Here is a 26,050-nt window from a genome sequence, read left to right on the forward strand (position 1 = left end):
GCACGGCTTTGATTTAAAGCAGTTTATACCACTTATTCTACGAAACTCAGATTGTCCGGAAGCTCAACCATCACATCGAGTGGCTCGAAGTGCCGTACATTCTCGGTGACGACCGTCAAACCATGTAGCTTTGCCGTGGCGGCGATAATGACATCGCCAAGCCCGGGATGCCGGCCTCGTCCGTCCGCCTCATCTTCGATTGCTCCGGCGACCCTTGCAACTGCAATATCCATCGGCAGGATGCAGTCATCGAATAATGAGACAATCCCCTCCAGCCACTGCCGAAGCCGCGACGACTTTTCGCTGGCGCCGCGCCGTTCAAGGTTTCTGATCCCCTTTTCAATTTCCGCAATCGTCATGGCGGACAGGAATAATCTGTCTGCCGCGCCTTGCTCACGCATCCACGCGATCAAGGCGTCCGAGGGCGCCGGTTTGTCAGGTGCAAATTTCGAGATGACATTCGTGTCAAGCAGATAACCGCTCACGGATCGATATCTCTCATTTTCGACGGACTGCGTTCAAGCTCCACGCCGCCGGGAAAGGTCATGAGATATTCGCCGAAATTCGGCCGCGCCTTGTTCATAGCTTTTCTGGCTGCTTCAGCAGCCTCGATACTGACAAGTGCCGCAACCGGTTTCCCGTGGCGCGTGATCGTCACGAACTCGCCTTTGATCGCCTCATCGACAAGGTTCGAAAATCCAGCTTTCGCGTCCCGCAGACTGACCGTCGACATTCATTCACTCCTTGTGGTCATTTGTGACTACATTGAGCGCAAAAGCCCGAGAAATCAAGACTACGGAATACCCCTCAGCAAACGGGGCAATCCACCTGAGTATCCGCCGCTAAACCTTCCTAACCCTCGTATCGCTCCACCCCAGCGGCTTGCCATCGGCCGAGTGTAACTCCAGTTTCTCCACCGGGCTCCCGGTGGCCACGTCCACCAGCACCGAATGGGGCTCGGCGGGCGCGTAAAGATGCTCCTGGCCCCATTGCCGCAGGGCGACGACGACGGGGAAGAGCGCGCGTCCCTTTTCCGTCAGCAGATAGTCCTGATAGGCGCTGCCATCCGATGCCGGTGCCGTTTCCAGGACGCCGCAATCGACCAGATCGCGCAGCCGCGCCGTCAGCATTCCCTTGGCGATGCCGAGGCTGCGGCGGAACTCGCCAAAACGGCTGATGCCGTCAAAAGCGTCGCGAACGATCAGCAAGGACCACCAGTCGCCGATCGCGTCCAGAGAGCGGGCAACCGGGCATTCTGCCTGCGTCAGGCTTGTACGTTTCAAAACCATTACCCCATAATCCATGACTGGTCTTAAAATAGGACTAGACTCGCATCAGCGCAACTGGTCTTATTATAAGACCAAACTGAAAGGAAAATTGATGCGCGGTGCAATGACAGATACGGCGAGACATGGCCCGGCCGGGTTTTCCGGCGCAATGACCATGATGTTTGCCGTGGCGGGCGGCCTGAGCGTGGCGAACGTTTATTACGCGCAGCCCTTGCTCGGGGCGATGGCCGGGGATTTCGGCATCAGCCCGGCCTCCATCGGCATCGTCGTAACGGTGACGCAGATCGGCTATGCGCTCGGGCTGATCTTCATCACGCCGCTTGGAGACATTCTCGACCGGCGCCGGCTGATCGCGGTGCAATCGCTCCTGCTCTGCTTGGCACTGGCGGCGGCCGCTCTGGCACCGACCGGCGGCCTGTTCATGGCGGCCATGGCCGCCGTCGGACTCTTGTCCGTGCTGGTTCAGACGCTGATCGCCTTTGCCGCCGTTCTCGCTGCCCCGGCAGCGCGCGGCAGGACCGTCGGCATCGTCACCAGCGGCGTGGTCATCGGCATCCTCTGTGCCCGCTTCATAGCGGGTCTGCTGTCGGACATGGGCGGGTGGCGGTCGGTCTATCTGACCTCGGCAGTGCTGACGCTGCTGATGGCGATCGCGCTCCACCGCATTCTGCCGGATCATCGCGAAAGCCAGCCGACGCCCTCCTATTGGAGCCTGCTGCGCTCCATCCCCGTGCTGTTCATCGAAGAGCCGGTGCTGCGCAGAACGGCCGGCATGGCCTTCCTGATCTTTGCCGTTTTCAGTATTTTCTGGACATCGCTGGCACTGCCGCTCAGTGTCGAACCGCATGCGATGTCGCACACGGCGATCGGACTGTTCGGACTTGCGGGCGTTGCCGGTGCGCTTGCCGCTGGAGGTGCCGGACGATTGGCTGATCGTGGCCTGGGCAACTGGACGACAGGAATTGCGCTCGGCCTGCTGCTGGCCTCCTGGGCACTGATCGCCATGCTTCACACGTCGATACCAGCTCTGATCGCCGGCACGGTGCTTCTGGATCTGGCGATCCAGGCCGTCCACGTCACCAATCAGAGTGCGATCCTGGCCATTCGGCCCGAGGCCAAAAGCCGGATCATCGGCGGCTACATGGTGTTCTACTCCGCAGGCAGCGCCAGCGGCGCCATCGCATCGACGGCCATCTATGCCCATGCGGGCTGGGCCGGCGTCTGTCTTCTGGGCAGTGCCGTCAGCCTCGCCGCCTTGATCTACTGGGCCGTCACGCTGCCGCGCCGGGAAAACCGGCCGTTGGAACAGTGCCCCGCGGGCTAGAACGCGTTGAACGTCAGCGTCGTCAGCGACCGGTTGATGCCCGGCACGGTGGCGATGTTGTCGTTGATGAACTTGCCGATATCCTGCTCTTCATCGACATAGACCTTGATCAGAAGATCGTAGTCGCCGCTGGTCGAATACATCTCCGAGACGATCTCCTTCTTGTAGATCACGTCGGCGACTTCGTAGGTCTTGCCGGGGGCGCATTGCAGCTGGACGAAAATCGGCTTCATGGCTCAGTCTCCTGATGTTTCGATCGCAAATAGCCTGTTTTCACGACGAGGCAAAGCCGCATCCGGTTAGTCCCTGCGGAAGACGATGCTGGCCAGCCAACCGGTGACGACGGCCAAAAGCACGGCCACCAGGCCGTAGAGGAACGGCTGTTGATGTGCTGCGGTGGTGATCGCCTGCTCCAGGCCGGTCTTGACGACACGCAGTTCCAGCGCCTTGGCGGCAACGAAAAGGCCGTCACGGAACAGATAGGCGCGGACGATATGCGATCCGTTCGGCACGTCGGCCGGCAGGCGCAACGAGGCCTTGAACAGGCTGGAACTGATGAACTGCACGCCGCCGGGATCGCGCTGATAGACGCCGGTGGTTTCCCGCAGCCGCCGGAACGCATCGCGGAATTCGGTGAGGTTGCTGCCATCGCCGATAAAGCCGATCGGCGTCAACGGCATGTGATCGACGCCGATGCCCATATTGTTCATGTTCCCGGGCGCCGCGATCGTCTCGATATCGCGCGTGCTCGACAGGGAATAGGATTCCGGCACCTTTTCGAAGGTCATGGATCTGGTATTGATCCAGATGCCGAAGACACGCTCCTTGCGCCGTACCGTGGTGTTTTCCTTCGGCCCCTCCAGAGCCACGACGATATTGTATTTGCCCTGCGCCAGAAGCCCCGGATCGGCACCGTCAATGGCGCCGAAGATCGTCAGATCGGCGCCGCGGAAATCCGACGTGATGGCGATCTCGTCGGTGGAGATGCCGATATCCAGCTTCTCGGTGAAGTCGACCGGTTCCGCCCGTGCAGCAAGCGGCGCGGAAAACAGGAGAGCGGCAAAGAGGAAGCGCGAGACGATCCGCATCAGAAACCGAGCCCCGCGGAGACGATCGAATAGACTTCCTTTGGCGGGATCACCAGCTCGATGGCAAGACGGATGCCGACGGCCAGAACCAGAAGCGCCAGAAGCGCCCGCAACTGCTCGCCGCGCAGCCTCTGCCCCACCCGCACGCCATATTGCGCGCCGATGACGCCGGCAATCATCAGCACGAAGGCCAGCACGATATCGACGGTGTAGTTGGCCGACGCCTGGACGATGACGGTATAGGCCGACACGAAGATGATCTGGAACAGCGAGGTGCCGACGACGACATTGGTCGGGATGCGCAGGAGATAGATCATCGCCGGCACCATGATGAAGCCGCCGCCGACGCCCATCACCGATGTCAGGATGCCGATGCAGAAACCCAGCAAGGCGATCGGAATGACGCTGAGATAGATCTTGGATTTCTTGAACCGCATCTTCAGCGGCAGGCGGTGCACCCAGTTGTGGTGACCCGGCCGCTTCAGCGTGACGGTCTCGTTCCTGGCGGCACGGCGCAGAGCGTTGATGCTCTCCCACAGCATCAGCGAGCCGACGGTGCCGAGCAAAAGCACATAGGCGAGCGAAATCACCAGATCGAGCTGGCCGATGCGGCGCAGCAGCGAAAAGAGCCAGAGACCGACCGTCGCCCCCGCCAGACCGCCGCAGAGCAGCACGGTTCCCAGTTTGATATCGATCGTGCCGCGCCGGAAATGGGTGATGGCCCCGGAGATCGAGGACGCGACAACCTGGTTTGCACCGGTGGCGACGGCAACGACGGGCGGGATATTGTAGAAGATCAACAGCGGCGTGATCAGGAAGCCGCCGCCGACACCGAACATGCCGGACAAAAAGCCGACGGCTGCGCCCATTCCGAGGATGATGAAAATGTTCACCGACAACTCTGCAATGGGCAGATACACCGTCACGGCCAGACCTCTAAATATGCCAATAGCCCGCAAGGCGGGCGGAAAACATCAAAGTGGCAAGTGATTCACCACGGGAGATAAGGAATGAAACAGTCTTGAAAACCAATTGTTAAAATCGCGAATTCAACGTCGTTCCGTCATGCGCCCCGGGGTCAGGCCTGTCAATCTTTTGCAGGCTTTACCCTAACCAGAAACCCGTTCCTTTGTCCGGCCGGTCTGCGGCATTATTGCGGCCGCAGATGCCGTTCCCGGGCATGGCCAGTCAAATCGCCGGCCTGTGCCCGAATGGCCACAGAAAGCCTCAGCCGTTCCGCTTCAGAAGTTCCTTGACGAGCGCATCGGTGATCTGCCCGGTCGGCTCCTGGTCGATCGACTTCTGGAAGGCCTTGATCGCGGCGACGGTCTTCTGGCCCATCTCGCCATCCGGCTTGCCGGCGTCGAAGCCGTTATTGTTGAGGATCGCCTGAATGTTGCGCAGCGCCTTCTTCATGTCGACCGATGCGGTCTTCGTGCCCTTGCCCACCCAGTTATCCGGCACATCGACCGAATTGGCCGCCGGCTCGAGTGGCGTCAGCTTCCAGGCATCGAATTTCGCCTTGGCGCTTTTCAGCTGGTCGGGCTTCAGGGCCTTGCCGACTTCATCGCGCTTCTGGCCGGCATCGGCGTCGCCGTCACGGGCAGCGATCGAAAACCACTTGTAGGATTCTTCCAGATCCTGGCTTACCCCGTTGCCGCGAGCATAGAGGATGGCGAGGTTGAACTGGCTGTCGCGGATGCCGCGATCGGCGGCCATGGCAAACCACTTGCCAGCGCCGGCGAAATCGGGAGCGGCACTGCCGCCGCTTGCCAGCATGACGGCGAGATTGTGCATGGCGCTGGCATTGCCTTTTTCGGCGGCCTGCTGGTAGAGCGTGCGTGCCTTGACCAGGTCGCGGCTGACGCCGGTGCCTTTTTCATAAAGGCTGGCGAGACGGTATTCGGCCGGAATGACGCCGGCGTCGGCAGCGCGCTGATACCATTTCGCCGCCTGAACGAGATCGGCCTTGATGCCACGGCCTTCGGTATAGACGGCACCGATTTCGAACATGGCGAGGGGATCACCCTTCCTCGCGGCTTCGGCCAGCGCGTCGGGCTTGATGTCGGCGGGAACGGTCAGTGCGGCTTCGCCCGCAGCAGGCTGTGCCGCTGCAGTGCTGACCTCGTCCTTTGCCGCATTCAGACCCGTTGCCGTTTCCGGTGCGGAACCTTCGATGACCGGCGACAGCATCCGGCTGCTGACCGCTCCGGTTTCCGGCATGGGCTGCGCGGCGGCGTCCGGCAGTTTTGCGTCCGGCTGAACGGTTTCGGACAGCGGGGTTTCCGGCTCTCCGGTTGTCTGCCCTTCGGCCTGCGGCTGCAACGAGGTCAGCGGCTCGACGTCGTTATCGGCAGCCTCCGTCGCAGGGGCTACATTTTCCGTTGCCGGTGTTTCTGCAGCGGCCGGCACTTCATGTGTCACCGGCTGTTCGATCGCAGCCACCGGCGCCTCGACGGGCGCCTGTTCGCCGCGGATCAGCGTGTTGACCAGCGGATAGGACATGATCGCCAGAAGCACGGCACCGACCGCCATGAGGATAGGACGGCGATGACGGGAAAAGACGCCGATCGGCGAGGCGCTGGCGCCGCTCTTGCCACGGTTCATCGTATCGACTTCTTCGGCCGCCTGCTGGGCTGCGCGGCGGGCGGCGGCGATGAAGTCAGCCTTGTCCGATTCGCTCGGCGGCGCGGTGCGGCCGGTCTGGCCGGCACGAACCCGTTCGAGAATCTTCTTCACATCGGGAACGCCGGAGCCGGGCTCCAGCAGCTGGTTGGCCATATCCGGCTCGATGGCATCGGCCGCATCGATCGACGGCGTCGGGTCGATGACCTGGCGCTCGACGGCGCGAACCGGCTCCGTGCGCTTGCTGGTAAACCGCTTGGTGAGCCCTGCAAGAAGGCTGGGCTTGGCCGCGGGCACCGGCGCTGTCTTGACATCGCTCTGGTGCACGGCCGCCTGCTCGGCAACGGCTTCCGCGACCTCTTCGCGCGAAGGGCTTGCAGGCTCGGCCTCGTCGGCGATCCCGTGCATGTCGCGCTTCAGGTCTTCGTAGCGGCGTCCAAAATCAGCTTCGGCGAAGGGATCGTCCTGCGTCTCGAAAACCGGTTGGGTGGCGTGGGGCATCGGCGGCTGGCTGTTGAGGCCGCGCGAGCCGAAGGCGCGGGGCGCATCCTGTTCCTGACCGCGCTCTTCCAGCCGCTCCAGCTTTTCGGCGATATGAACGAGCGTTTCGTGCAGCGCTTCGAACGTGCGCGCCGTGCGCTCCTCGCTCGAGCGGCTCATGTCTTCCAGAACCTTGAGATCGTCGGCAAGCGCCGAGATCGCCGCCATATCCGAGCCGCCGGAAGCGGAATGGCCCATGCCGCTCTTCGAATAGGCTTCCATCACCGCTTCGGCCGCCTGGCGGGCTGCCTCGATGATATATTCGTCGCTGGTCGCCAGATAATCCTCAAGCGCGCTCATCCGGCCTTCGAACTCGACGGGGACCGCGGCCATTTCGCGTGGCTGGCTGACAAGGCTCGACAGGTTGGCGATCTGGTCCTGCAGGCTGCGCAGGATCTCGCTATCATCATAGGGCGCTGCGTGGGTTTCCTCGAGGCGGATGGCAATATCGGACAGCTGGCCTTCGAGCCGGTCGAAACGCGCATCGCCGGAATGGGAGGTGGCCGGCATATCCAGCTGGTCGATCCGGCGGGCGAGATCATCGAGACGCTCGGCGAGCGCGTCGTTGACCGAACCCTGATCAAGCGCGTCGATCTTGCGGGAAATATCGGAGAGATATCCGGTCAGGTCCGGCTGGGAGGACACCTTCTGCGACCGTTCGAGCATCTGCGACAACTGCTCGAGACGCTCTTCAAGGCGGACGGCGGCCTCTTCGTTGGCCAATTCCTCGACACGGGCCGTCAGAGCCTCGATGCGGGAACCGACGCCATTGTCGGCTGGCCGCTGCAGGCCGTCGATCTGGCGGGAAAGGTCGGCAAGGCGGCCTTCGACGCGGGTCACGCCGGCGCTGTCTGGAACGGAAGCACGGCCGCTGGCAACGATGGCGCGGCTGATCTCGTCGAGACGCGCGTCAAGGTCGGCAAACTGCGATGTCATCTGGCGATCGTCCGGATGCATATGGCGGCCGATCATTTCGATCGCCTGGGCGACGGAAACCAGCTTGTCTTCCAGCGCGTGAATGGCCGGGCCGCTGTTCATCGAGCCGATCTGCGACTTGATCTCATCGAGTCGGTAGGCCAGCGCCACCAGTTCGTCGTCGCGGTTGGCATCGAAGGCATTCATCCGGTCTTCGACACCGGTCCAGCGCGCTTCCATACGGTGCACGCTGTCCTCGCGGGCAAGGCCATCGATCATGACGCGCAGTTCGTCGAACTCGACCTTGAGCGCGTCGGCCTGCGACGGCGATGCCTGCCGGCCGAGCTGATTGATGCTGTCGGACAGGCGCTGCAGATCGCTGCGGATATCTTCCGCCATCGTCAGGTCCTGGGCCGCATCGGCGGTGATGCCGCGGATTTCGGCGCGCAACGTCGTCATCTCGCGCGACAGTCCGTCGGCAATGTCCTTCTTCAATTCCTGACGCAGGCCGACCAGCGCCTGGGCAATCTCGGCCATGGCCGGATCCTGGCGTTGCGCTTCGCTGCGGTATTGCTCCGAGCGCAGCGGCTCGCTGCGAACGGGCTCCGGTCGCAGGGCCGGCTGATGGCGGATGGTTTCCGGGCGCAGGTTTTCTGGGCGCAGGTTTTCTGGGCGCGTGATTTCTGGGCGGATCGGCTCGCGGCGGAACGGCTCGCTGCGATAGGTTTCACTGCGCAGCTGTTCGCTCAGCGGCGGTGCCACCGGCATCTCGCGACGCGGCTGAACGGGTGCCTGGAATGCCGGAGACTGGGACGAAGGAACGCTGCGCTCGTCATAGGTGCGCGGCTCGGCCCGGGGCTGGATACGTTCGCGAACGGCGTCGCGTTCCCGGACGGCGTCGCGGTCCCGGACAGCTTCGCGTTCCCGCGTGGCCGTCAGCGTCCGCTGCCGCTGCATGATTTCAGTGACTGGGTCGGCGACAGCCACCGGGACATCACGCTCGGCCGGGACACTACCCCGCTGATCACGCCCTGCCGTTCCCATCAAACCTTCGATGCGCGCTTCCAAGCCCTCGATCGTGCGGTTCAGCGCGTCGAGAGACGACCTGTCGCCATAAGACTGGGCGCCGGGACGTGGAGTGTTTGATCGCGATCCGTTCATCGTTCTTCGCCTCTTTCATCGGCCTTGATCGGAATCCGGGCTTCAGAAAGGCAAATCCCCGCCTTCCGGGAGTTCCGGTACCGATCCGGACAGAGCTGCAAGGACGCGAAGACAAAACTAATGCAGCTGTGACCATCTCAACACGCACTTTCACGAAACGTAGTAAATAAGCCGTTAACCTGACTGAAAATTTTTTAACGATTTGCGCGCGTGCTGGCATCGGGAGACCTCCCGAATTCATTTCGGCACACGCGACCCTCCGATTCCGGCGATGGATCAAATTTTGCCACGTCCATAAACTTTGACGTTTACGCGCACGTCAAAGTTTTGTAGCATGATGGAAATTTCATGGAGCGCTGCTGGAGAAGCCGCCCCGTGACACGGCTACAGGTGAGGAACACGAGACATGCCCAGCTACAAGGCCCCGGTCGAAGACACGCTTTTCATTCTCAACGACGTTCTCGGTATCGAGCGCTACAACAACCTTCCCGGCTTTGCCGATGCGACACCCGACATGATCGAGGCGATCGTCGGCGAAGCGGCCAAGCTTGCCGAAGAAGTGCTGTTCCCGGTCAACCTGTCCGGCGACCAGGAAGGCTGCAAGCGCAACGACGATGCCACGGTCACGACGCCCAAGGGCTTCAAGCAGGCGTTCGACCAGTACCGCGAAGGCGGCTGGCTCGGGCTCTCGGTCCCGGAAGAATTCGGCGGCCAGGGCCTGCCCTACACGCTTCACACCGCGATCGGCGAATACATGTCGTCTGCCAACATGGCGCTGACCATGTATCCCGGCCTCACCCAAGGCGCCATCGCAGCCATTCTCGTCCACGGCACCGATGCGCAGAAGGCAACTTATCTGCCGAAGATGGTCGCCGGCGACTGGACCGGCACGATGAACCTGACCGAGCCCCATTGCGGCACCGATCTCGGCCTGCTCCGTTCCAAGGCCGTGCCGCAGGGCGATGGCTCCTACAAGATTTCCGGCCAGAAGATCTTCATATCCGCCGGCGAGCACGACATGGCCGACAATATCATCCATCTGGTGATTGCCCGTATCGAGGGAGCGCCGGAAGGCGTGAAGGGCATTTCGCTGTTCATCGTGCCGAAATTCCATGTCGAGGCCGACGGCTCGGTCGGCGCCCGCAATACGGTTTCGTGTGGCGCCATCGAACACAAGATGGGCATCCACGGCAATTCGACTTGCGTCATGAACTATGACGATGCGGTCGGTTATCTCATCGGCACGGAGAACAAGGGCCTCAACGCCATGTTCGTGATGATGAACGAAGCCCGCCTCGGCGTCGGCCTGCAGGGCCTGTCGGTCAGCGAAGTCGCCTATCAGAACGCCGCCAACTATGCCCGCGACCGCATCCAGGGCCGCTCGCTCTCCGGCGTCAAATCGCCGGACAAGAAGGCCGACCCGATCATCGTCCATCCCGACGTGCGCCGCACGTTGATGACCATCAAGGCCTTCAACGAAGCCGGCCGCGCCTTCACGCTCTGGACCGCACTGAAATCCGACATCGCCCATCGCGGCGACAATGATGCGGACCGCCAGGCAGCCGACGATATCCTCGGCTTGATGACGCCGATCCTCAAGGGCGTGCTCACCGACAAGGGGTTTGACCACGCCGTCATGGCCCAGCAGGTCTTCGGCGGCCACGGCTATATCGAAGAACACGGCATGAGCCAGTATGTCCGCGATGCCCGCATCGCGATGATCTACGAAGGCGCCAACGGCATCCAGGCGCTCGACCTCGTCGGCCGCAAGCTGGCGCTGAACGGCGGCCGGGCGATCACCGCGCTGTTCAAGGAGATCGGCGATTTCTGCGAGGAAAACCGGTCCGACGAGAAGCTGGCCGTCTACACCAAGGGCCTGAAGAAAGGCTTGAACGACCTGCAGGCGGCCACCATGTGGTTCATGGGCAACGCCATGGCAAAACCCGACAATGCCGGCGCCGGCTCCACCGACTACATGCACCTCTTCGGCCTCGTCGTGCTCGGCTACATGTGGGCGAAGATCGCCAAGACGGCAGAGGAAAAACTGGCCGAGGGCGCCGGCGGTCGCGAAGCCTACCTGAAGAACAAGCTCGTCACCGCCAAATTCTTCATGGAACGCATCATGCCGGAAACCGCGCTGCGCAAAGCCCGCATCGAAACCGGCGCTGACACGATGATGGCGCTCGATGCGGCGGCCTTTTGAGGTCTTGGACAAACCCGAGGAAAGTTATACATTGATATAACTTTCCGATGGAGATGAAAATGGCTGTTTCGACATTACGCAATGTGGGCGGATCGGTGATGATGACGGTTCCCAAGCCGGTCCTCGAAGAGCTCGGGCTTCAGGCCAATACAAAGCTGGACGTGACCGCGCAGGACGGCAAGATCGTCGCTGTTGCCCGGGCGCGGCCGAAGTACACACTGGAGGAGCTGATCGCCGAATGGACCCCTTGGCCTGAAAGAACGGCCGAAGAACAAGAATGGCTGGATATGCCGTCAGTTGGCAACGAGATCATAGACTGATGGATAGGGGCGATATCTGGTTTGTCGATCTGGAGCCGACACGCGGGCGAGAGCAGGCCAAAGCGCGTTATGCTTTGGTCCTCACACCGAGGCTTATCAACCAAAATGGCACCCAAATCGTCGCACCCATTACGAGTGGCGGCCAGTTCGCCCGAACGTCCGGATTTGCCGTTTCGCTGACAGGAGCAGGCACTGAGGCCACAGGTGTGATTCTTTGTCATCAGATTAGAGCCGTCGATATGAAAGCACGGGGCGGCCGGTTTTTTGAAAGGGCACCGGACTTCATCACGGATGAAGTTCTGGCCCGGGTTTCGGCACTGTTCGAATAGAGTTGACGAATAAAGAGCGCCTTGAGCGCTATAGGGAGATGAAACAATGACCGACGTCTTCATTTACGACCACGTGCGCACGCCGCGCGGCCGGGGCAAGAAGGATGGAGCGCTGCACGAAGTGCCGACGCCGCGTCTGGCCGCAAAAGTGCTGCAGGCGCTGCGCGACCGCAACGGGCTCGATACGTCGACCGTCGACGACATCATCATGGGCTGCGTCGATCCGGTGTTCGAGGCCGGTGCCGTGATCCCGAAGGCCGCCGCCTTCGAGGCCGGCTATTCCAACAAGGCGCCGGGCATGCAGATCTCGCGCTTCTGCGCCTCGGGTCTCGATGCCGTCAATTTCGCCGCCGGCAAGATCGCCGCCGGTGCCGACGACATCGTCATTGCCGGTGGCGTGGAATCGATGTCGCGCGTCGGCATGGGCATGTCCGGCGGTGCCTGGTACATGGACCCATCGGTCAATTTCCCCGGCTATTTCATGCCGCAGGGCGTCTCGGCCGACCTGATCGCCACCAAATATGGCTTCTCCCGCGACGACGTCGATGCCTATGCCGTCGAGAGCCAGAAGCGCGCCGGTCATTCCTGGGACAACGGCTATTTCGACAAGTCGGTCATCCCGGTAAAAGACCAGAACGGCATCACTATCCTTGCCAAGGACGAGCATATGCGTCCGGCAACGACGATGCAGAACCTCGCCTCGCTCAACCCGTCCTTCCAGATGCCCGGCGAGATGGGCGGCTTCGATGCCGTCGGCATCCAGGCGCATCCGGAAATCGAGCGTATCAACTACGTCCACCATGCCGGCAATTCGTCCGGGATCGTTGATGGCTCGGCGGCAGTGCTGGTCGGTTCCAAGGCCGGCGGCGAGAGCATGGGGCTAAAACCCCGCGCCCGTATCAAGCATTTCGCCAATATCGGCTCCGATCCGGCGCTGATGCTGACCGGCCCGGTCGATGTCACCGAAAAGCTGTTGAAGCGGGCCGGCATGACCATTGCCGATATCGACCTGTTCGAGCTCAACGAGGCCTTTGCCGCCGTCGTGCTGCGCTACATGCAGGCCTTCGACATCAGCCATGACAGGATCAACGTCAATGGCGGCGCCATCGCCATGGGCCATCCGCTCGGCGCCACCGGCGCGATGATCCTCGGCACCGTGCTCGACGAACTGGAACGCCGCGGCCTGCAGACCGCGCTGGTCACCCTCTGCATCGGCGCCGGCATGGGTACCGCGACGATCATCGAGCGGGTGTGAGGCCTTTCCCTCCCCCTTGTGGGGAGGGTGGCCCGAAGGGCCGGGAGGGGTTTTCGCCGCACGGCAGGAAGCCCCTCCCCAACCCCTCCCCACAAGGGGGGAGGGGTTCAACCCGGCCGGATCGCCCCAATTTCAGGCGGCGGCATCGAGCGAAGCCAAGATTTCAAGGGAGAGAACCCCATCATGACCACCTATACCAATTTCACCATCGAAACCGACGCAGACGGCATTGCGCTCGTCACCTGGAACATGCCCGACAAGTCGATGAACGTCTTCACCGTCGAGGTGATGAAGGAACTCGACGCCATCGTCGACCAGACCGTGGCCGATGAGGCCGTCAAGGGCGTCGTCTTCACCTCCGGCAAGTCGACATTCTCCGGCGGCGCCGACCTGTCGATGATCAAGGGCATGTTTACCTTCCAGGCCGAGCAGAAGAAGCTCGACCCCGATAACGCCGCGCAAAAACTGTTCGAGCTGACCGGCCAGATGACCGGCCTGTTCCGCAAGCTCGAAACATCCGGCAAACCGTGGGTCTCGGCGATCAACGGCACTTGCATGGGCGGCGCGTTTGAGATGTCGCTCGCCTGCCACGGCCGCGTCGCCGCCAATTCGAAATCGGTGAAGCTTGCCCTTCCCGAGGTCAAGGTCGGCATCTTCCCGGGCGCCGGCGGCACGCAGCGCGTGCCGCGGCTGACCAATGCGCAGGACGCCCTGCAGATGATGACGACCGGCTCGTCGCTCACCCCGCAGCGCGCCAAGGCGATGGGCCTGATCCACGAGATCGCCGAGCCGGCCGAACTGATCAATGCCGCCAAGGCGATGATCAAGAACGGCCTCAAACCCGTCCAGCCCTGGGACGAAAAGGGCTACAAGGTTCCGGGCGGCGGCATCTGGACGCCAGCTGCAGCCCAGCTCTGGCCGGCAGCCTCCGCCATCCTGCGCCGCGAGACCGCAGGCAACTATCCGGGCGGCCTTGCCATCCTCAAATGCGTCTATGAAGGCCTGCAGGTTCCCTTCGATACGGGGCTTAAGATCGAGCAGCGCTATTTCACCGAGATCCTGCAGACCACCGAAGCCTTCTCGATGATCCGCTCGCTGTTCATCTCGATGCAGGAACTCGGCAAGGGCGCCCGCCGCCCGGCCGGCATTCCGAAGTCGGACCTCAAGCAGATCGGGGTCGTCGGTGCCGGCTTCATGGGCGCCTCGATCGCCTATGTCGCCGCTGCCGCCGGCATCGAGGTCACCCTGATCGACCGCGACATCGAAGCTGCTGAGAAGGGCAAGGCCCATTCGGAAGGGCTGGTCAAGGATTCCATCGGTAAGGGACGCCTGACGCAGGACGAGGCGGTAGCGCTGCTTTCCCGCATCACCCCGTCGGCCGATTACACCGACCTCAAGAACGTCAAGCTTGTCGTCGAGGCCGTGTTCGAAGACCGCCAGGTCAAGAAGGACGTCATCGAAAAGGTCGAGGCCGTGCTGGCGGAGGACGCCATCTTCGCCTCCAACACCTCGACCCTGCCGATCACCGGCCTTGCTGAGAATTCCAAGCGCCCGGCCCAGTTCATCGGCATCCATTTCTTCTCGCCGGTAGAGAAGATGATGCTGACGGAAGTCATCCTCGGCAAGGAAACCGGCGACGTAGCGCTCGCCACCGCGCTCGATTTCGTCGCCGCGATCAAGAAGACGCCGATCGTCGTCAACGACACGCGCGGCTTCTACGTCAACCGCTGCGTCTTCCGCTATATCCACGAAGCCTATGACATGCTCATCGAAGGCGTGCCGGCGGCGATGATCGAGAACATCGCCAAGATGGCCGGCATGCCGGTCGGCCCGCTGTCGCTCAACGACGAAGTGGCGATCGACCTCTCCCAGAAGATCCTCAAGGCCTCGATCGCCGATCTCGGCGAAGGCTCGGTCGATCCGCGCCACATGACGCTGATCAACAAACTGGTCGACGATCTCGACCGCCGCGGCCGCAAGAACCGCAAGGGCTTTTACGACTATCCGGCCAAGCCGGCCAAGAAGTCGCTCTGGCCGGGCCTGAAGGACCTCTACCCGCAAAAGCCGGCCGAAAGCTTCGACGTCGAGACGATCAAGCAGCGCTTCCTCGTCACCATCGCGTTAGAGGCCGCCCGCACCATCGAGGAAGGCATCGTCACCGATCCGCGCGAAGCCGATGTCGGCTCGATCCTCGGCTTTGGCTTTGCTCCCTATACCGGCGGCACGCTGAGCTATATCGACGGCATGGGCGTCAAGACCTTCGTGGCGCTCTGCGAAAAGCTGGCCGCGACTTACGGCGACCATTTCCAGCCGACGCCGCTGCTCAAAGACATGGCCGCCAAGGGCGAAACGTTCTACGGCCGGTTTGACCCGTACGCGGCAGCCGCCAAGGCCGCCTGACAAAGGCCGCCTGATATCGGGCTCTCAAAATGATCAGACAGGCCCTGCGGGGCCTGTCTCAGCAAATATCCTGCATCGTGAGGTGGAACGCGGCGACGGACCTGCACTCTGCATCTGGTGGCTGGCGACGCCGTCCTTATCTTGCAGGTATTTCCCTACAGTTGCCCGTCGCTTCCTGCACGTTCCTCACACTCCGCTCTTTCGCTCGAGGCACCTCCCTCTCCCCCGTCATTCCTGTGCCTGTCACAGGAATCCAGTGCGCCGCGTCTGCGGCGCAAAAGACTCTCTTCGAGACTCGCCGCAAACATGAAAGCCCCCTCACCGCGCGGACGCGCGGCGGCTGGATGCCTGCGACAGGCACAGGCATGACGGAGGATGGGGAGGCTGCCCGCGTGCAAACCACAGCGTTCGGAAGCGGCCCGCCGCCTCTCGAAGATGCCGCTACCAGGCACCATCCCTCCAAACAACGACCACCCAACCCCCTTGCCAGCCCACCTCCCATGCCGCACCTTCCCGCGATGAAAGGCTACGTCTACATCCTTGCCTCAAAGCGCAACGGCACGCTCTATACCGGCGTGACGAGCGATCTGCCGGGCCGGTTGTTCGAGCATCAGAACGAACTCACCAAGGGTTTTACCAGCCGCTACGGCGTCAAGACGCTGGTGTGGTTCGAGGAGTATGATCTGGTAACGACGGCGATCACCCGCGAAAAGACCATCAAGAAATGGCCGCGCCAGTGGGAGCTCAACCTGATCGAGGCGATGAACCCGGCCTGGGAAGATATCGCGTATTATCTGCATGGGTTGTGAGAGAGCGGTGGTGCTTGTTGAATGTGCTCTCCCCGTTGCTCATTGCTTCCTGCACGTTCTTCACAATCGGTTCTGTCGGCCGAGGCGCCTCCCCCTCCTCCCGTCATTCCTGTGCCCGTCACAGGAATCCAGTGCGCCGCGTCTGCGGCGCGCAAGACTCGCTTGTCTTGAGGCGTTCTCTCGCCGCGCGGACGCGCGGCGGCTGGATGCCTGTGACGAGCACAGGCATGACGGAGGGTGGGGAGGCTGCCGCGTGCAAACCACAGCCTTCGAAAGCGGTCCGCAGCCTCTCGAGGATGCCGCTAGTGGGCACCATCCCTCCAAACAACAGCTGCCCAACCCTCTTGCCAGCCCGCCGCCCATGCCGCACCTTTCCCGCCATGAAAGGCTACGTCTACATCCTTGCCTCAAAGCGCAACGGCACGCTCTATACCGGCGTGACGAGCGATCTGCCGGGCCGGTTGTTCGAGCATCAGAACGAACTCACCAAGGGTTTTACCAGCCGCTACGGCGTCAAGACGCTGGTGTGGTTCGAGGAATATGATCTGGTAACGGCGGCGATCACCCGGGAAAAGACCATCAAGAAATGGCCGCGCCAGTGGAAGCTCAACCTGATCGAGGCGATGAACCCCAACTGGGAGGATATCGCGCATTATCTGCATGGGCTGTGAGAGGGCGGTGGCGCTCCTTGAATGCGCCGCCCCAGACTATACAGCGCGTCTCATAGGCTCCTCACACTCGGCTCTGTCGGCCGAGGCACCTCCCTCTCCTCCGTCATTCCTGTGCCTGTCACAGGAATCCAGTGCGCCGCGTCTGCGGCGCGCAAGACTCGCTTCTCTTGAGGCGTTCTCTCGCCACGCAGACGCGCGGCGGCTGGATGCCTGTGACGAGCACAGGCATGACGGAGTTTTGGGGAGCCGCCGACGCCAACCAACTGACTGCGGGGCGCTCCTCTTCGCAAATATCTCGGACGCCGCTAACCCCCTAGCCATACGCCGCACACCCGATACACTCGCCGCCACACCCCAACCCGGACCATCCATGGACGCCCTCACCCCCCACGCCTTCACCACCCCAGCCGAATGGGACGCCTGGCTTGCCGTCCACCACGCCCAGTCCCCCGGCATCTGGCTGCTGATCGCCAAGAAGAACGCCAAAAAGCCGCTGATCAGCATTGGCGAGGCGCTGGATGTCGCGCTTTGCTACGGCTGGATCGACAGTCAGCGGAAGGGGTTTGACGCACAGTCCTATCTGCAGCGCTATTCGCCCCGGCGGGGCAAAAGTCCGTGGTCGCGGTTGAATGTCGATCGGGTGGCGGCGTTGATTGAGGCCGGACGGATGCAGGCGGCCGGCCTTGCGGAAGTGGCTGCGGCAAAGGCCGATGGACGCTGGGCGGTGGCCTATGAGCCGCAGCGCAATGCCGGGCTGCCGGAGGACCTGGCGGCGGCATTGAGCGGCAATGCGAAAGCCGCCGCCGCATTTGCAGCGCTCGACAAAACCGGCCAATACGCGCTGATCCTGCCGCTCCTGAAAGCCACCACGCCGAAGCACCGTCTGGCCCGTGTCGAGAAGGCCCTCGCCCGGCTCGGCGGGGACGAATAAAGCCTGCCTTAGCCGCCCAATGCCGCTGCGCCCGGCATTTCTGATAAAAAATCTTCCCCATTCATCCCCGGCCTGAAAAATGCGGCCATACTTCTTCCCGTCTCCGCCGCCGGAGTGTTTCGCGAGACGGTCGCGGGCAGGTGGAGGCCGGCGCCCTGGTTTGATCCGTAACGTGCGGCAATGGCCAGGGAGTTGAATGCCATGGTGGTCCTGTCTTTAGGCAGCGCCGCCTATCAAGCCTCCCCCGGGCCGCCAGGCCCGGTTCGGTTGAGCCGTGCAAGTGGCCGGGCATCCCGAAAGGATGCCGTGAAGAAAGCCATGCAGCGAGGCGAGGCAATCACCTGTAGGGGCCGGACACCCCGAGCGAACGCCGAAGGCCACGCGAGTGCGGAGCCACGCACTAAAACACAAAATGAGGTTTCGCACTCGTGTGGGCTCTCCACGAATTTCAACACGGGCAAAACTGCCGCGTGACCGCAGAAACATGCGCAAAGGAAAGGCGAGATGAAGATCAGAAGGCAGGAGGAACAGCAGTGCAACGACGCTGAACGCGATGCCAAGCCCTATATCCCCGGCTTCACCTGGGGCGAATTCCACCGGTTGACGAAGCGCCAGCAGGAGCAGGAGTGCCAGAAAATACTACAGGTCAGCGCCAGTTCGCTTGGCTATTGGAAGACCTGCAGCCTCTCGCCCTGCCGCCGCGCAAAGGCCTGCCGGGGCTTTCTTTCGGAGACGCAGGCAACGTCCGGCCGCTATCACCGGTGCTTTCCGCCCTGCATCCGCGAGGAGCCGCGGCGTCAGTCGGCAACCTTGAGGGAAATGTTCAGACTTGCCGGCTTACCGGATGACGCCGAGTACATATGAAAACCGCCGGCAGTGCCGGCGGTCGAAGATCGAAGTGGTGGTGGGTGCGGCGCTTAGGCTGCCATGCCCTGGATGGCCGAGACCTGCCAGTCGCCGCCGCGCTTGCGCAGGAACGTCCAGAGTTCGACGGTCTCCGTCAGGTTGTCCGGATCGCCCTCGACGACGCGGCCGGTAGCGCGGTCGCGGGTGACGTCGATGCTCTCGTAGCGCATGGCGACGGTCGCATAGTCATCGCCGTCCTCGTTCCAGGCTTCGGCGACATCGCCCTGCACCAGGTGCACGTCACGGACCTCGTTCTTCAGGCCCTTGGTGGCGTTGTCGCTCAGCTCTTCGGCCAGCCACGACATCGCTTCCGGCGTCGTCAGCTTGCGCAGCGTGGCATAATCCTCGGCGGCGTAGGCAGCCTGAACCTGTTTCAGCATCGCCTCGAACTGGCCAAGATCCTCTCCGCCGACACCGATCTCGTCGGTCGTATCATCGGCGACGCGCGGCTGCGCCGGGCGGGCGGCAGCGGTCGCGGCTCCACCGGGAGCACCTCCACCAAGCGCCCCGCCGCCGATGGACGGGATCTTGAAAGACGGCATGCCCGAACCGGAGCCCGAGTTCTGACCTTGTGTGCCAAAACCCTGCATCGGCGAGCTACCCGCTCCACGCGGTGCGTAGCCGGCCGGTGCAGCCGTCTGGCGATTGCGGAAGAAGCGCAAGGCGAGCATCACGGCGCCGCCGATCAGCGCGATCTGCAAGAGCATGCCGAGCATGCCGGCCATGCCGCCAAAGCCATTGCCCATCATCATGCCGATCAGGCCGCCAAGGGCGAGACCGCCGAGCATCGAGCCTGCGAAGCCGCCGAAGAAGCCGCCCGGACGCTGGGCGCCGGGACGGGCCGTCTGGCCCATGTTCTGCTGGCCGGCGGCACCGGGCGTCGTCGCCTGGTTCTGCGGGGTCATTGTCCGGTTGATCGGCGTCGCATCCGCCGGCGCCGTGCGGGTGACCGGCGGTGCGGAGAATGTGCGGGTGCCGCGGCTGCCGAAGCTGCTGCCGCCGCGCCGGGCCTCGGCCAGATCGACCACCGTCAGCATCACCATGGAAGCGACCGCAAAGGTCGCAAGAACGCGTCCAACTCTCAACATGAAACCCAATCCTATCGTTCACTCCCGGCCCGCAAGCGCGCGCCTCTTGCATCCCATATGGGGGCATCGAGCGGCGAATTGAAGGGTTTTGCGCCGCAGTTCACGGTAAAGCGGCCATCGAATGCGGGTGACACTGCAGAAAAACACCTCGGAAATTATCCCCGCGGGTTGAATCCGGGCGATAATCCCCAAAGAAAAAGGCGGCACACACGCCGCCTTTCCCCGTCCCGGCTTGGCAGATCCGCCTTAGCCGATAAACGTGTCGTAGAGCAGCTTGAGATTGAGCACGACGATGATCGAGGCGACGATCCAGGCGAGGGCCGCGACATATTTCGGGATGACGAAGGTGCCCATTTTCTTTTTGTCGGAGACGAAGCGCACCAGCGGAATGACCGCGAAGGGCAGCTGCATCGACAGGATGACCTGGCTGAACACCAAAAGTTCGGCGGTCCCCTTCTCGCCATAGATCCAGGTGACGACGACGACCGGAACGATGGCGATGCCGCGGGTGATGAGGCGGCGGGCCCATTGCGGAATGCGCAGCCGCAAGAAGCCTTCCATGACGATCTGGCCGGCCAGCGTCGCCGTCACCGTCGAGTTGAGGCCCGAGGCCAGCAGCGCCACGGCAAACAGCGTCGAGGCGATGCCAAGGCCAAGCAGCGGCGACAGCAGTTCGTAGGCCTGGCCGATCTCGGCCACATCGGTGCGGCCATTGGCGTGGAAGACGGACGCGGCAATGATCAGGATGGAGGCGTTGATGAACAGCGCCAGCATCAGCGCAATCGTGCTGTCGGTGGTCGCCCACTTGATCGCATCGCGCTTGCCCTCGTCGGTGCGCTTGTAATTGCGGGTCTGGACGATCGAGGAATGCAGATAGAGATTATGCGGCATGACGGTGGCGCCGATGATGCCGATGGCGATGTAGAGCATGGCCGGATTGGTGACCACCTCGGTCGAGGGCAAGAAGCCGTGGAGGACGGCGGCGATCGGCGGTGCGGCGGCAGCGATCTGGACGATGAAGCAGCCGGCGATGACGATCAAAAGCGCGATGACGAACGCCTCGAGATAGCGGAAGCCCTTGTTCATCAAAAGCAAAAGCAGGAAGGCATCGGCCGCGGTGATCAGCGCGCCGCCGATCAGCGGAATACCGAACAGAAGCTGCAGGGCAATCGCCGTGCCGATCACTTCGGCAAGGTCGCAGGCGATGATCGCCGCTTCGCAGGCAAGCCAGAGCATGAAGTTGACGGGTCTGGAATAGGTGTCGCGGCAGGCCTGGGCAAGATCGCGGCCGGTGGCGATGCCGAGACGGGCGGCCAGCGCCTGCAGGAGGATCGCCATCAGGTTGGACAGCAGGATGACCGTCAGCAGCGTGTAGCCGAACTGCGAACCGCCGGCGATATCGGTCGCCCAGTTGCCCGGGTCCATGTAGCCGACCGACACCATGTAACCCGGCCCCATAAAGGCGAGCAGGCGGCGGAACCAGACGCCACCGGAGGGCACGGGGATGCTGGCATTGACTTCGGGGAGGCTTGGCCGCGCATCCTCCTTGGGGCTGGAAAAGGTCCAGCTTTTTTGCTGTGGAAGGGCGGCTTCGGAATTGGACATGCACGGTCTCCGGATGCGGAATGGTCTGTTATCCGAAAGCTATGCCAAGGCAAAACATTATGCAATATGCTATATTTCATCGATCATGCTTTTTTCAGCAAACAGAGAGGCACATGCGAGGGGAATGTGGAGGACGGGATAAATCATTATGAAAAATCCAAGCCCGTGTTATGAAACTTAAAAAACGCGATCTTGAAGAAACGTGAGAGGATACCGCACCCTTGCCGCGCCGCCCCGTTCCCCGCACGGACCCGCTCCCAGACGCGGACATTCATTCCGAGGGCTTCCGGCAGACCCGCGAAGCACGGCGAGGCGCGCTGATCGAGGATTATGTCGAGCTGATCGCCGACCTGATCGAGGATGGAAACGAGGCCCGGCAGGTGGATATCGCCGCCCGCCTCGGCGTCGCGCAGCCGACGGTTGCCAAGATGCTGGCACGGCTTGCCGCCGAAGGCCTGGTGTCGCGAAAGCCCTATCGCGGCGTGTTCCTGACAGAGGCCGGCCAGAAGATGGCGCTCGAAAGCCGGGCACGCCACCAGACGGTCGAAGCCTTCCTGCGTTGCCTTGGCGTCAGCCCGGAAACGGCGCGCATCGATGCCGAAGGCATCGAGCATCATGTCAGCGTCGAGACGCTGGAAGCCTTCCGCCGGTTCATCGGCAAGAAAGCCTAGCCGGCCCGCAGCCGCCGTCCGAAACGTTCGCCCAGAATGATGATCAGGCCGGCGGAAAAGATCAGAGCTGCGCCGGCAAAAACCTGGGTTGCGGGAACATCGCCCCAGATCAAAAATCCGAGTCCGAAGGCCCAGATCAGCGACGAATATTCGAACGGCGCCAGGATGGAGACCGGCGCCCGGCGCATGCCTTCAAACAGCGCATACTGCGCGATCCCGGCGATCAGCCCCGTGCCGATCATCAGCGCGACGTCCGGAAGGCTCGGCGTCACCCAGGTGACGACAACGGCGATGCCGGTGAACAGGATGAAGAAGCCGCTCGACAGCGTCATCTGTACCAGCGTCACCTCCTGCATCGCGGTCTTGCGCAAAAGCACCGTCGAAAACGCCCAGAACACCGCCGCCTGGAGAGCGAGCCAGACGGGCAAGGACAGTTTCATGCCGGAGCCGAACGGATCGGTTGCCACCAACACCCCGGCGAAACCGACGATGACCGCGATCCAGCGAAGCGGCGGCACATCTTCTTTCAGGATCGGCACGGCGAGAAGGGTGATCAGGATCGGCGCCGCATAATAGATCGTCGTCAGCTCCGCCAGGCCCAGATCGCGCGCGGCCGTATAGTAGGACAGCCAGGCGGCCAGCAGAAGCAGGTTGCGCAGGATCATCGGCTTGAGAACCGGCGAGCGCAACGAGCGGGCAAGCAGCGGACCGCGGCCGATGGCGGCGCAGATCGCAAAAATCGTCACGCTGCGCACGAACAGGATCTGCCAGACCGGCAGCGCCACCACCAGCCATTTGACCGAGGCATCCTGCAGCGTGAACAGGAAATAGGAAAAGATCGTCAGCACAATGCCAGAAAGGACGGAGGTATTCACGCAGGGCTCCCGATGGCGCGGCACTTGTCACGCGCAGCCTGTGATATCGTGCGGCACGCCGGGGCGGAAGGGGGAGAACAGGCCGGCATGTGGCGAAAAATGGGGAGCCGCCGTGAATTCTGCCGGACGCTCCGCCGTCAGACGTGCGCGTCAGCCCACCCGGTTCTCCGGCCTCAGAGACCAAGAAACGACAGCATGACGAAAGTGGCGAACAGCACGAAATGGGTCATGCCCTCGATGGCATTGGTTTCGCCGTCATTGAGGTTGATGGCAGCGACGATCAGGGTGATCGTCACCATCACCGTCTGCACCGGCGTCATCGCCATGATGAAAGGCTGGCCAGTATAAAGCGCGATCGCCTCCATCACCGGCACCGTCAGGATGACAGTCGAAAGGGAGGCGCCGAGCGCGATGTTGACGACGGCCTGCATGCGGTTTGCAAGGGCCGCGCGCATTGCCGTCATGATCTCCGGCGAGGCCGAAATGGCCGCCACGACGATCGCGGCCAGAATCGGCGGGGCGCCGCTGCCCTTGAGACCGGCGGTCAAAAGGCCCGACATGATCTCGGCCAGCGCGCCGATGATGATGATGCCGATGATCAGGATGGTTATGGACGCAGCCACCGGTTCATCCTCGGACGTGTGGTTTTCCACGCCTTCACGCTTGGAATGTTCGCGCTTGGGATAGCTGTAGCTGAAGAAATAGCTGTGCACGCCCACCTGCATCTTCAGGAAGACCGCATAGAGCGTCACCATCGCAACGATGGTGAAAGCGGAATAGAAGTGCCATTTGGCCTGCGGAACGAATTCCGGCACGATCATCGAAATGCCCATCGCCGTCAGGATCATGACGCTGTAAGTGCGGCTGGAATCGTCGTTATAGGATTGCTCGCCGTGTTTCAGGCCGCCCAACAGGGCTGCGAGCCCGAGAATGCCGTTGATGTCGAGCATGACGGCAGAATAGATCGTGTCGCGCACCAGGGTCGGCGATATCTCTTCGCCGCTCATCATGATCGCCAGGATGATCACCTCGACCAGCACCGCCGACAGCGTCAGGATCATCGTGCCATAGGGATCGCCGACCTTGGCGGCCAGCACTTCGGCATGATGGGCGACGCGCAGTGACGCGAGCACGATGGCAAAGACCAGCACGGCGGCACCGGCAAGGGCTGCCATCTGCCCCGCCTGAAGCAGCGCATGCTCGAACAGAAAGCCGGCGGCGGCAAAAACAAGCGCTACGCCCAAGAGGATTTCGGACTTCAAAAGGATCAACAAGTGCGGCGCCTCGCAACCAGCGGAAATAAGGTGCAGCGAAGTATAGGCGGCACGCGGCGTATTTCAATCGGAACGGGCGCGTTTGCGCAGGCAAGAGACAGGATTATTTTCCTTGCACACTTTACTCCCCGCCGCATTTTGGCTAATCTGCACGGACAAATATTCACGACAGCAAGAAGCCAGAACACAGGAAAGCGTCACGCTTCACCGCTTGCAGGATGCGCAACGATGTTTTCACACGACAGGATCTGGAGTGCCATCGATGCGCTCGCTGAGCGGCATCAGCTATCCCCTTCGGGCCTCGCCCGGCGGGCCGGACTCGATCCGACCTCTTTCAACAAGTCCAAGCGTCATTCCGCCGATGGCCGCGAGCGCTGGCCGTCGACGGAATCGATCGCCAAGGTTCTCGGCGCGACCGGTTCGACCATCAACCAGTTCATGGACTTCCTGCGGCCGGAACCTGCTTCCGGAGCGTTGCCGGAGGGTGCCTTTCCGCCGCAGACCGGCTCCATCCCCTTGCTCGGTTTTGCCCAGGCAGGCGCGGGTGGCTTCTTCGACGATGGCGGCTTTCCGGCAGGCCAGGGCTGGGATGTCGTCGAGTTTCCAGCCGCTCCCGGTACCAAGGTCGGCGTCTATGCGCTGGAAATCCAGGGCGACAGCATGCTGCCGCTCTATCGCGACGGCGATGTGCTGATCGTCGAACCCGGCGCGCAAATCCGCCGCGGGGACCGGGTGGTGGTCAAGACCGCCGAAGGCGAGGTGATGGCCAAGGTTTTGGTGCGCCAAACCCCGCGCAGCATCGAGTTGCTGTCACTGAACCCCGAACACCCCAACCGCACATTCGAACTCAGCGACGTCGAATGGATCGCCCGTATCATCTGGGCCAGCCAATAGGACGGTTTTCCTGATGAAGCGGCACCTGTTCACCATCGGCGGCGGCCTCGCCGGAATTGCCCTGACGGTCGCCCTGTTGCTGACCGGTGCGTCAGCCATTCAAGGGCGGCAAAGCGCTGCCACGCCGGACTTCGCGCTCGAAACACCTGACATGGCCGATGTGCCCGACGCCGATGTGCCCGACCTCGGTGGCGACGCCATAACCGCGGACGCGCAGCCGGTCACCGCCTCCGAGAGCTCCGCCAATATTGGCGATGGCAATGGTAGCGGCGCAATCGAGCCGCATGGCGTATCCGTACGCGATATCGCCCCTGAACAATTCGGCCTTCCAGAAGACGTGACAGCGCAGCCGCTGGAACGCATAGAGCCCCGTACGCCGCTGTCACAGCCCGTTGCAAGGCCCGAGCCGCTCCCCACCGTGCTGCGCCATCCAGTGGCGCTGTCGGCAGGCCTGATACAATTCGGCGGCCGGCTGCTGCAACTCGACGGAATTCTCCCGCAAAAGGCGGATCGGGTCTGCGGCGAAGCGGGACGGACCTGGCCATGCGGCGTGATCGCGCGAACAGCACTGCGCAATTTCATCAGGGCGCGTGCACTCCTCTGCAACGTACCGAAAAACAGCTGGCAGGGAACCTTGACCACTACCTGCCGCCTCAACAATGCGGATCCTGCCGCCTGGCTCGCCGAAAGCGGCTGGGCGGAAGTGCCGGCGGGATCGCCGCTGGCCGGCAAAGTGGAAGCTGCCCGCAAGGCCCGTCTTGGCTTCTTCGGAGATGATCCCAGAACTTTCGACACAACCACGGCGGCGCCGGCCGAAACACCGCTGCCCGGGGATGCGAATGCCGGCGCGGATACGACCGATCAGGGCTTGTAGACC

The 26,050-nt window shown here is 62.5% G+C and carries 24 protein-coding genes; 13 read left to right on the forward strand and 11 right to left on the reverse strand.

The genetic code is table 11. From position 1 onward, the window contains the following. Positions 1-32: 32 nt before the first annotated feature. From ACP7E6_RS08385 to ACP7E6_RS08395, 3 genes are all read right to left on the reverse strand, one after another. Positions 33-485: a type II toxin-antitoxin system VapC family toxin gene (locus tag ACP7E6_RS08385; RefSeq protein WP_426229246.1), complete on the reverse strand. Its 453-nt coding sequence runs from the start codon at positions 483-485 to the stop codon at positions 33-35. Then, entirely contained in the window at positions 482-733 is a 252-nt protein-coding gene (locus ACP7E6_RS08390) for a type II toxin-antitoxin system Phd/YefM family antitoxin (protein WP_426229247.1), read from the reverse strand. Before ACP7E6_RS08390 ends, ACP7E6_RS08385 begins: the two co-directional genes overlap by 4 nt. A 109-nt stretch (positions 734-842) precedes the next feature. Next, positions 843-1,289, reverse strand: a complete 447-nt coding sequence (locus ACP7E6_RS08395; protein WP_426229248.1) for a winged helix-turn-helix transcriptional regulator — start codon at positions 1,287-1,289, stop codon at positions 843-845. A gap of 91 nt (positions 1,290-1,380) precedes the next feature. On the opposite strand from ACP7E6_RS08395, the gene ACP7E6_RS08400 reads away from it, so the two are divergent. Next, a complete protein-coding gene (locus ACP7E6_RS08400) occupies positions 1,381-2,613 on the forward strand; it encodes an MFS transporter (RefSeq protein WP_426229249.1) in 1,233 nt (410 codons plus the stop codon). Here the strand turns inward: ACP7E6_RS08400 and ACP7E6_RS08405 are convergent. From ACP7E6_RS08405 to ACP7E6_RS08420, 4 genes are all read right to left on the reverse strand, one after another. Continuing rightward, positions 2,610-2,846, reverse strand: coding sequence for an Lrp/AsnC ligand binding domain-containing protein (locus tag ACP7E6_RS08405; RefSeq protein WP_037104964.1), 237 nt, complete (start codon positions 2,844-2,846; stop codon positions 2,610-2,612). The two genes, ACP7E6_RS08400 and ACP7E6_RS08405, sit on opposite strands and share 4 nt — an antisense overlap. Before the next feature lie 66 nt (positions 2,847-2,912). Continuing rightward, positions 2,913-3,701 (reverse strand): TIGR02186 family protein, encoded by a 789-nt coding sequence (locus ACP7E6_RS08410; RefSeq protein WP_426229250.1) that lies wholly within the window; start codon positions 3,699-3,701, stop codon positions 2,913-2,915. Then, positions 3,701-4,627, reverse strand: coding sequence for a sulfite exporter TauE/SafE family protein (locus ACP7E6_RS08415; RefSeq protein ID WP_426229251.1), 927 nt, complete (start codon positions 4,625-4,627; stop codon positions 3,701-3,703). The genes ACP7E6_RS08410 and ACP7E6_RS08415 overlap by 1 nt, the downstream gene beginning before the upstream one ends. Positions 4,628-4,928: 301 nt before the next feature. Further along, on the reverse strand, positions 4,929-8,942 hold the full coding sequence (locus ACP7E6_RS08420; protein WP_426229252.1) for a peptidoglycan-binding protein: 4,014 nt from the start codon (positions 8,940-8,942) through the stop codon (positions 4,929-4,931). Between the two features lie 406 nt (positions 8,943-9,348). Between ACP7E6_RS08420 and ACP7E6_RS08425 the strand changes: the two genes are divergently transcribed. The 9 genes from ACP7E6_RS08425 to ACP7E6_RS08465 all read left to right on the forward strand — a co-directional run bounded on the left by ACP7E6_RS08425 (position 9,349) and on the right by ACP7E6_RS08465 (position 18,724). Next, positions 9,349-11,145 carry an acyl-CoA dehydrogenase C-terminal domain-containing protein gene (locus ACP7E6_RS08425; protein ID WP_426229253.1) on the forward strand — a complete coding sequence of 599 codons (1,797 nt, stop codon included), beginning with the start codon at positions 9,349-9,351 and terminating at the stop codon, positions 11,143-11,145. 59 nt (positions 11,146-11,204) lie between these two features. Further along, the gene (locus tag ACP7E6_RS08430) at positions 11,205-11,465 is read left to right on the forward strand and encodes an AbrB/MazE/SpoVT family DNA-binding domain-containing protein (protein ID WP_426229254.1); all 261 of its coding nucleotides are present in this window, start codon (positions 11,205-11,207) and stop codon (positions 11,463-11,465) included. Further along, a complete protein-coding gene (locus ACP7E6_RS08435) occupies positions 11,465-11,794 on the forward strand; it encodes a type II toxin-antitoxin system PemK/MazF family toxin (RefSeq protein ID WP_426229255.1) in 330 nt (109 codons plus the stop codon). The genes ACP7E6_RS08430 and ACP7E6_RS08435 overlap by 1 nt, the downstream gene beginning before the upstream one ends. 46 nt (positions 11,795-11,840) lie before the next feature. Then, a complete protein-coding gene (locus ACP7E6_RS08440) occupies positions 11,841-13,049 on the forward strand; it encodes an acetyl-CoA C-acetyltransferase (protein WP_426229256.1) in 1,209 nt (402 codons plus the stop codon). A gap of 183 nt (positions 13,050-13,232) precedes the next feature. Continuing rightward, positions 13,233-15,449, forward strand: coding sequence for an FAD-dependent oxidoreductase (locus tag ACP7E6_RS08445; protein WP_426229257.1), 2,217 nt, complete (start codon positions 13,233-13,235; stop codon positions 15,447-15,449). A 518-nt stretch (positions 15,450-15,967) separates the two neighbouring features. After that, positions 15,968-16,258, forward strand: a complete 291-nt coding sequence (locus ACP7E6_RS08450) for a GIY-YIG nuclease family protein (protein ID WP_426229452.1) — start codon at positions 15,968-15,970, stop codon at positions 16,256-16,258. A gap of 380 nt (positions 16,259-16,638) precedes the next feature. Continuing rightward, a complete protein-coding gene (locus tag ACP7E6_RS08455) occupies positions 16,639-16,929 on the forward strand; it encodes a GIY-YIG nuclease family protein (RefSeq protein WP_426229258.1) in 291 nt (96 codons plus the stop codon). A gap of 370 nt (positions 16,930-17,299) precedes the next feature. Continuing rightward, complete coding sequence (locus ACP7E6_RS08460) at positions 17,300-17,860, forward strand: YdeI/OmpD-associated family protein (RefSeq protein WP_426229259.1); 561 nt, start codon at positions 17,300-17,302, stop codon at positions 17,858-17,860. 504 nt (positions 17,861-18,364) lie between these two features. Continuing rightward, complete coding sequence (locus tag ACP7E6_RS08465) at positions 18,365-18,724, forward strand: hypothetical protein (protein WP_426229260.1); 360 nt, start codon at positions 18,365-18,367, stop codon at positions 18,722-18,724. 53 nt (positions 18,725-18,777) lie between these two features. On the opposite strand, the gene ACP7E6_RS08470 is transcribed toward ACP7E6_RS08465, so the two are convergent. After that, entirely contained in the window at positions 18,778-19,854 is a 1,077-nt protein-coding gene (locus tag ACP7E6_RS08470; RefSeq protein WP_426229261.1) for a Tim44 domain-containing protein, read from the reverse strand. A 246-nt stretch (positions 19,855-20,100) separates the two neighbouring features. After that, complete coding sequence (locus tag ACP7E6_RS08475; RefSeq protein WP_426229262.1) at positions 20,101-21,459, reverse strand: Nramp family divalent metal transporter; 1,359 nt, start codon at positions 21,457-21,459, stop codon at positions 20,101-20,103. A 221-nt stretch (positions 21,460-21,680) separates the two neighbouring features. On the opposite strand from ACP7E6_RS08475, the gene mntR reads away from it, so the two are divergent. After that, positions 21,681-22,130, forward strand: a complete 450-nt coding sequence (mntR, locus tag ACP7E6_RS08480; protein ID WP_426229263.1) for a manganese-binding transcriptional regulator MntR — start codon at positions 21,681-21,683, stop codon at positions 22,128-22,130. On the opposite strand, the gene ACP7E6_RS08485 is transcribed toward mntR, so the two are convergent. Further along, positions 22,127-23,005 (reverse strand): DMT family transporter, encoded by an 879-nt coding sequence (locus ACP7E6_RS08485; protein WP_426229264.1) that lies wholly within the window; start codon positions 23,003-23,005, stop codon positions 22,127-22,129. The genes mntR and ACP7E6_RS08485 overlap by 4 nt on opposite strands. A 173-nt stretch (positions 23,006-23,178) precedes the next feature. Further along, positions 23,179-24,279, reverse strand: a complete 1,101-nt coding sequence (locus ACP7E6_RS08490; protein WP_426229265.1) for a calcium:proton antiporter — start codon at positions 24,277-24,279, stop codon at positions 23,179-23,181. 228 nt (positions 24,280-24,507) lie between these two features. Between ACP7E6_RS08490 and ACP7E6_RS08495 the strand changes: the two genes are divergently transcribed. Together ACP7E6_RS08495 and ACP7E6_RS08500 are read left to right on the forward strand one after the other, a co-directional pair. After that, positions 24,508-25,173, forward strand: a complete 666-nt coding sequence (locus ACP7E6_RS08495; protein ID WP_426229266.1) for a S24 family peptidase — start codon at positions 24,508-24,510, stop codon at positions 25,171-25,173. A 13-nt stretch (positions 25,174-25,186) separates the two neighbouring features. Next, positions 25,187-26,047, forward strand: a complete 861-nt coding sequence (locus ACP7E6_RS08500) for a thermonuclease family protein (protein WP_426229267.1) — start codon at positions 25,187-25,189, stop codon at positions 26,045-26,047. The last annotated feature ends 3 nt before the right edge of the window (positions 26,048-26,050 follow it).

It is taken from the genome of Pararhizobium sp. DWP3-4 (assembly GCF_049898205.1).
Classification (GTDB): Bacteria; Pseudomonadota; Alphaproteobacteria; order Rhizobiales; family Rhizobiaceae; genus Pararhizobium.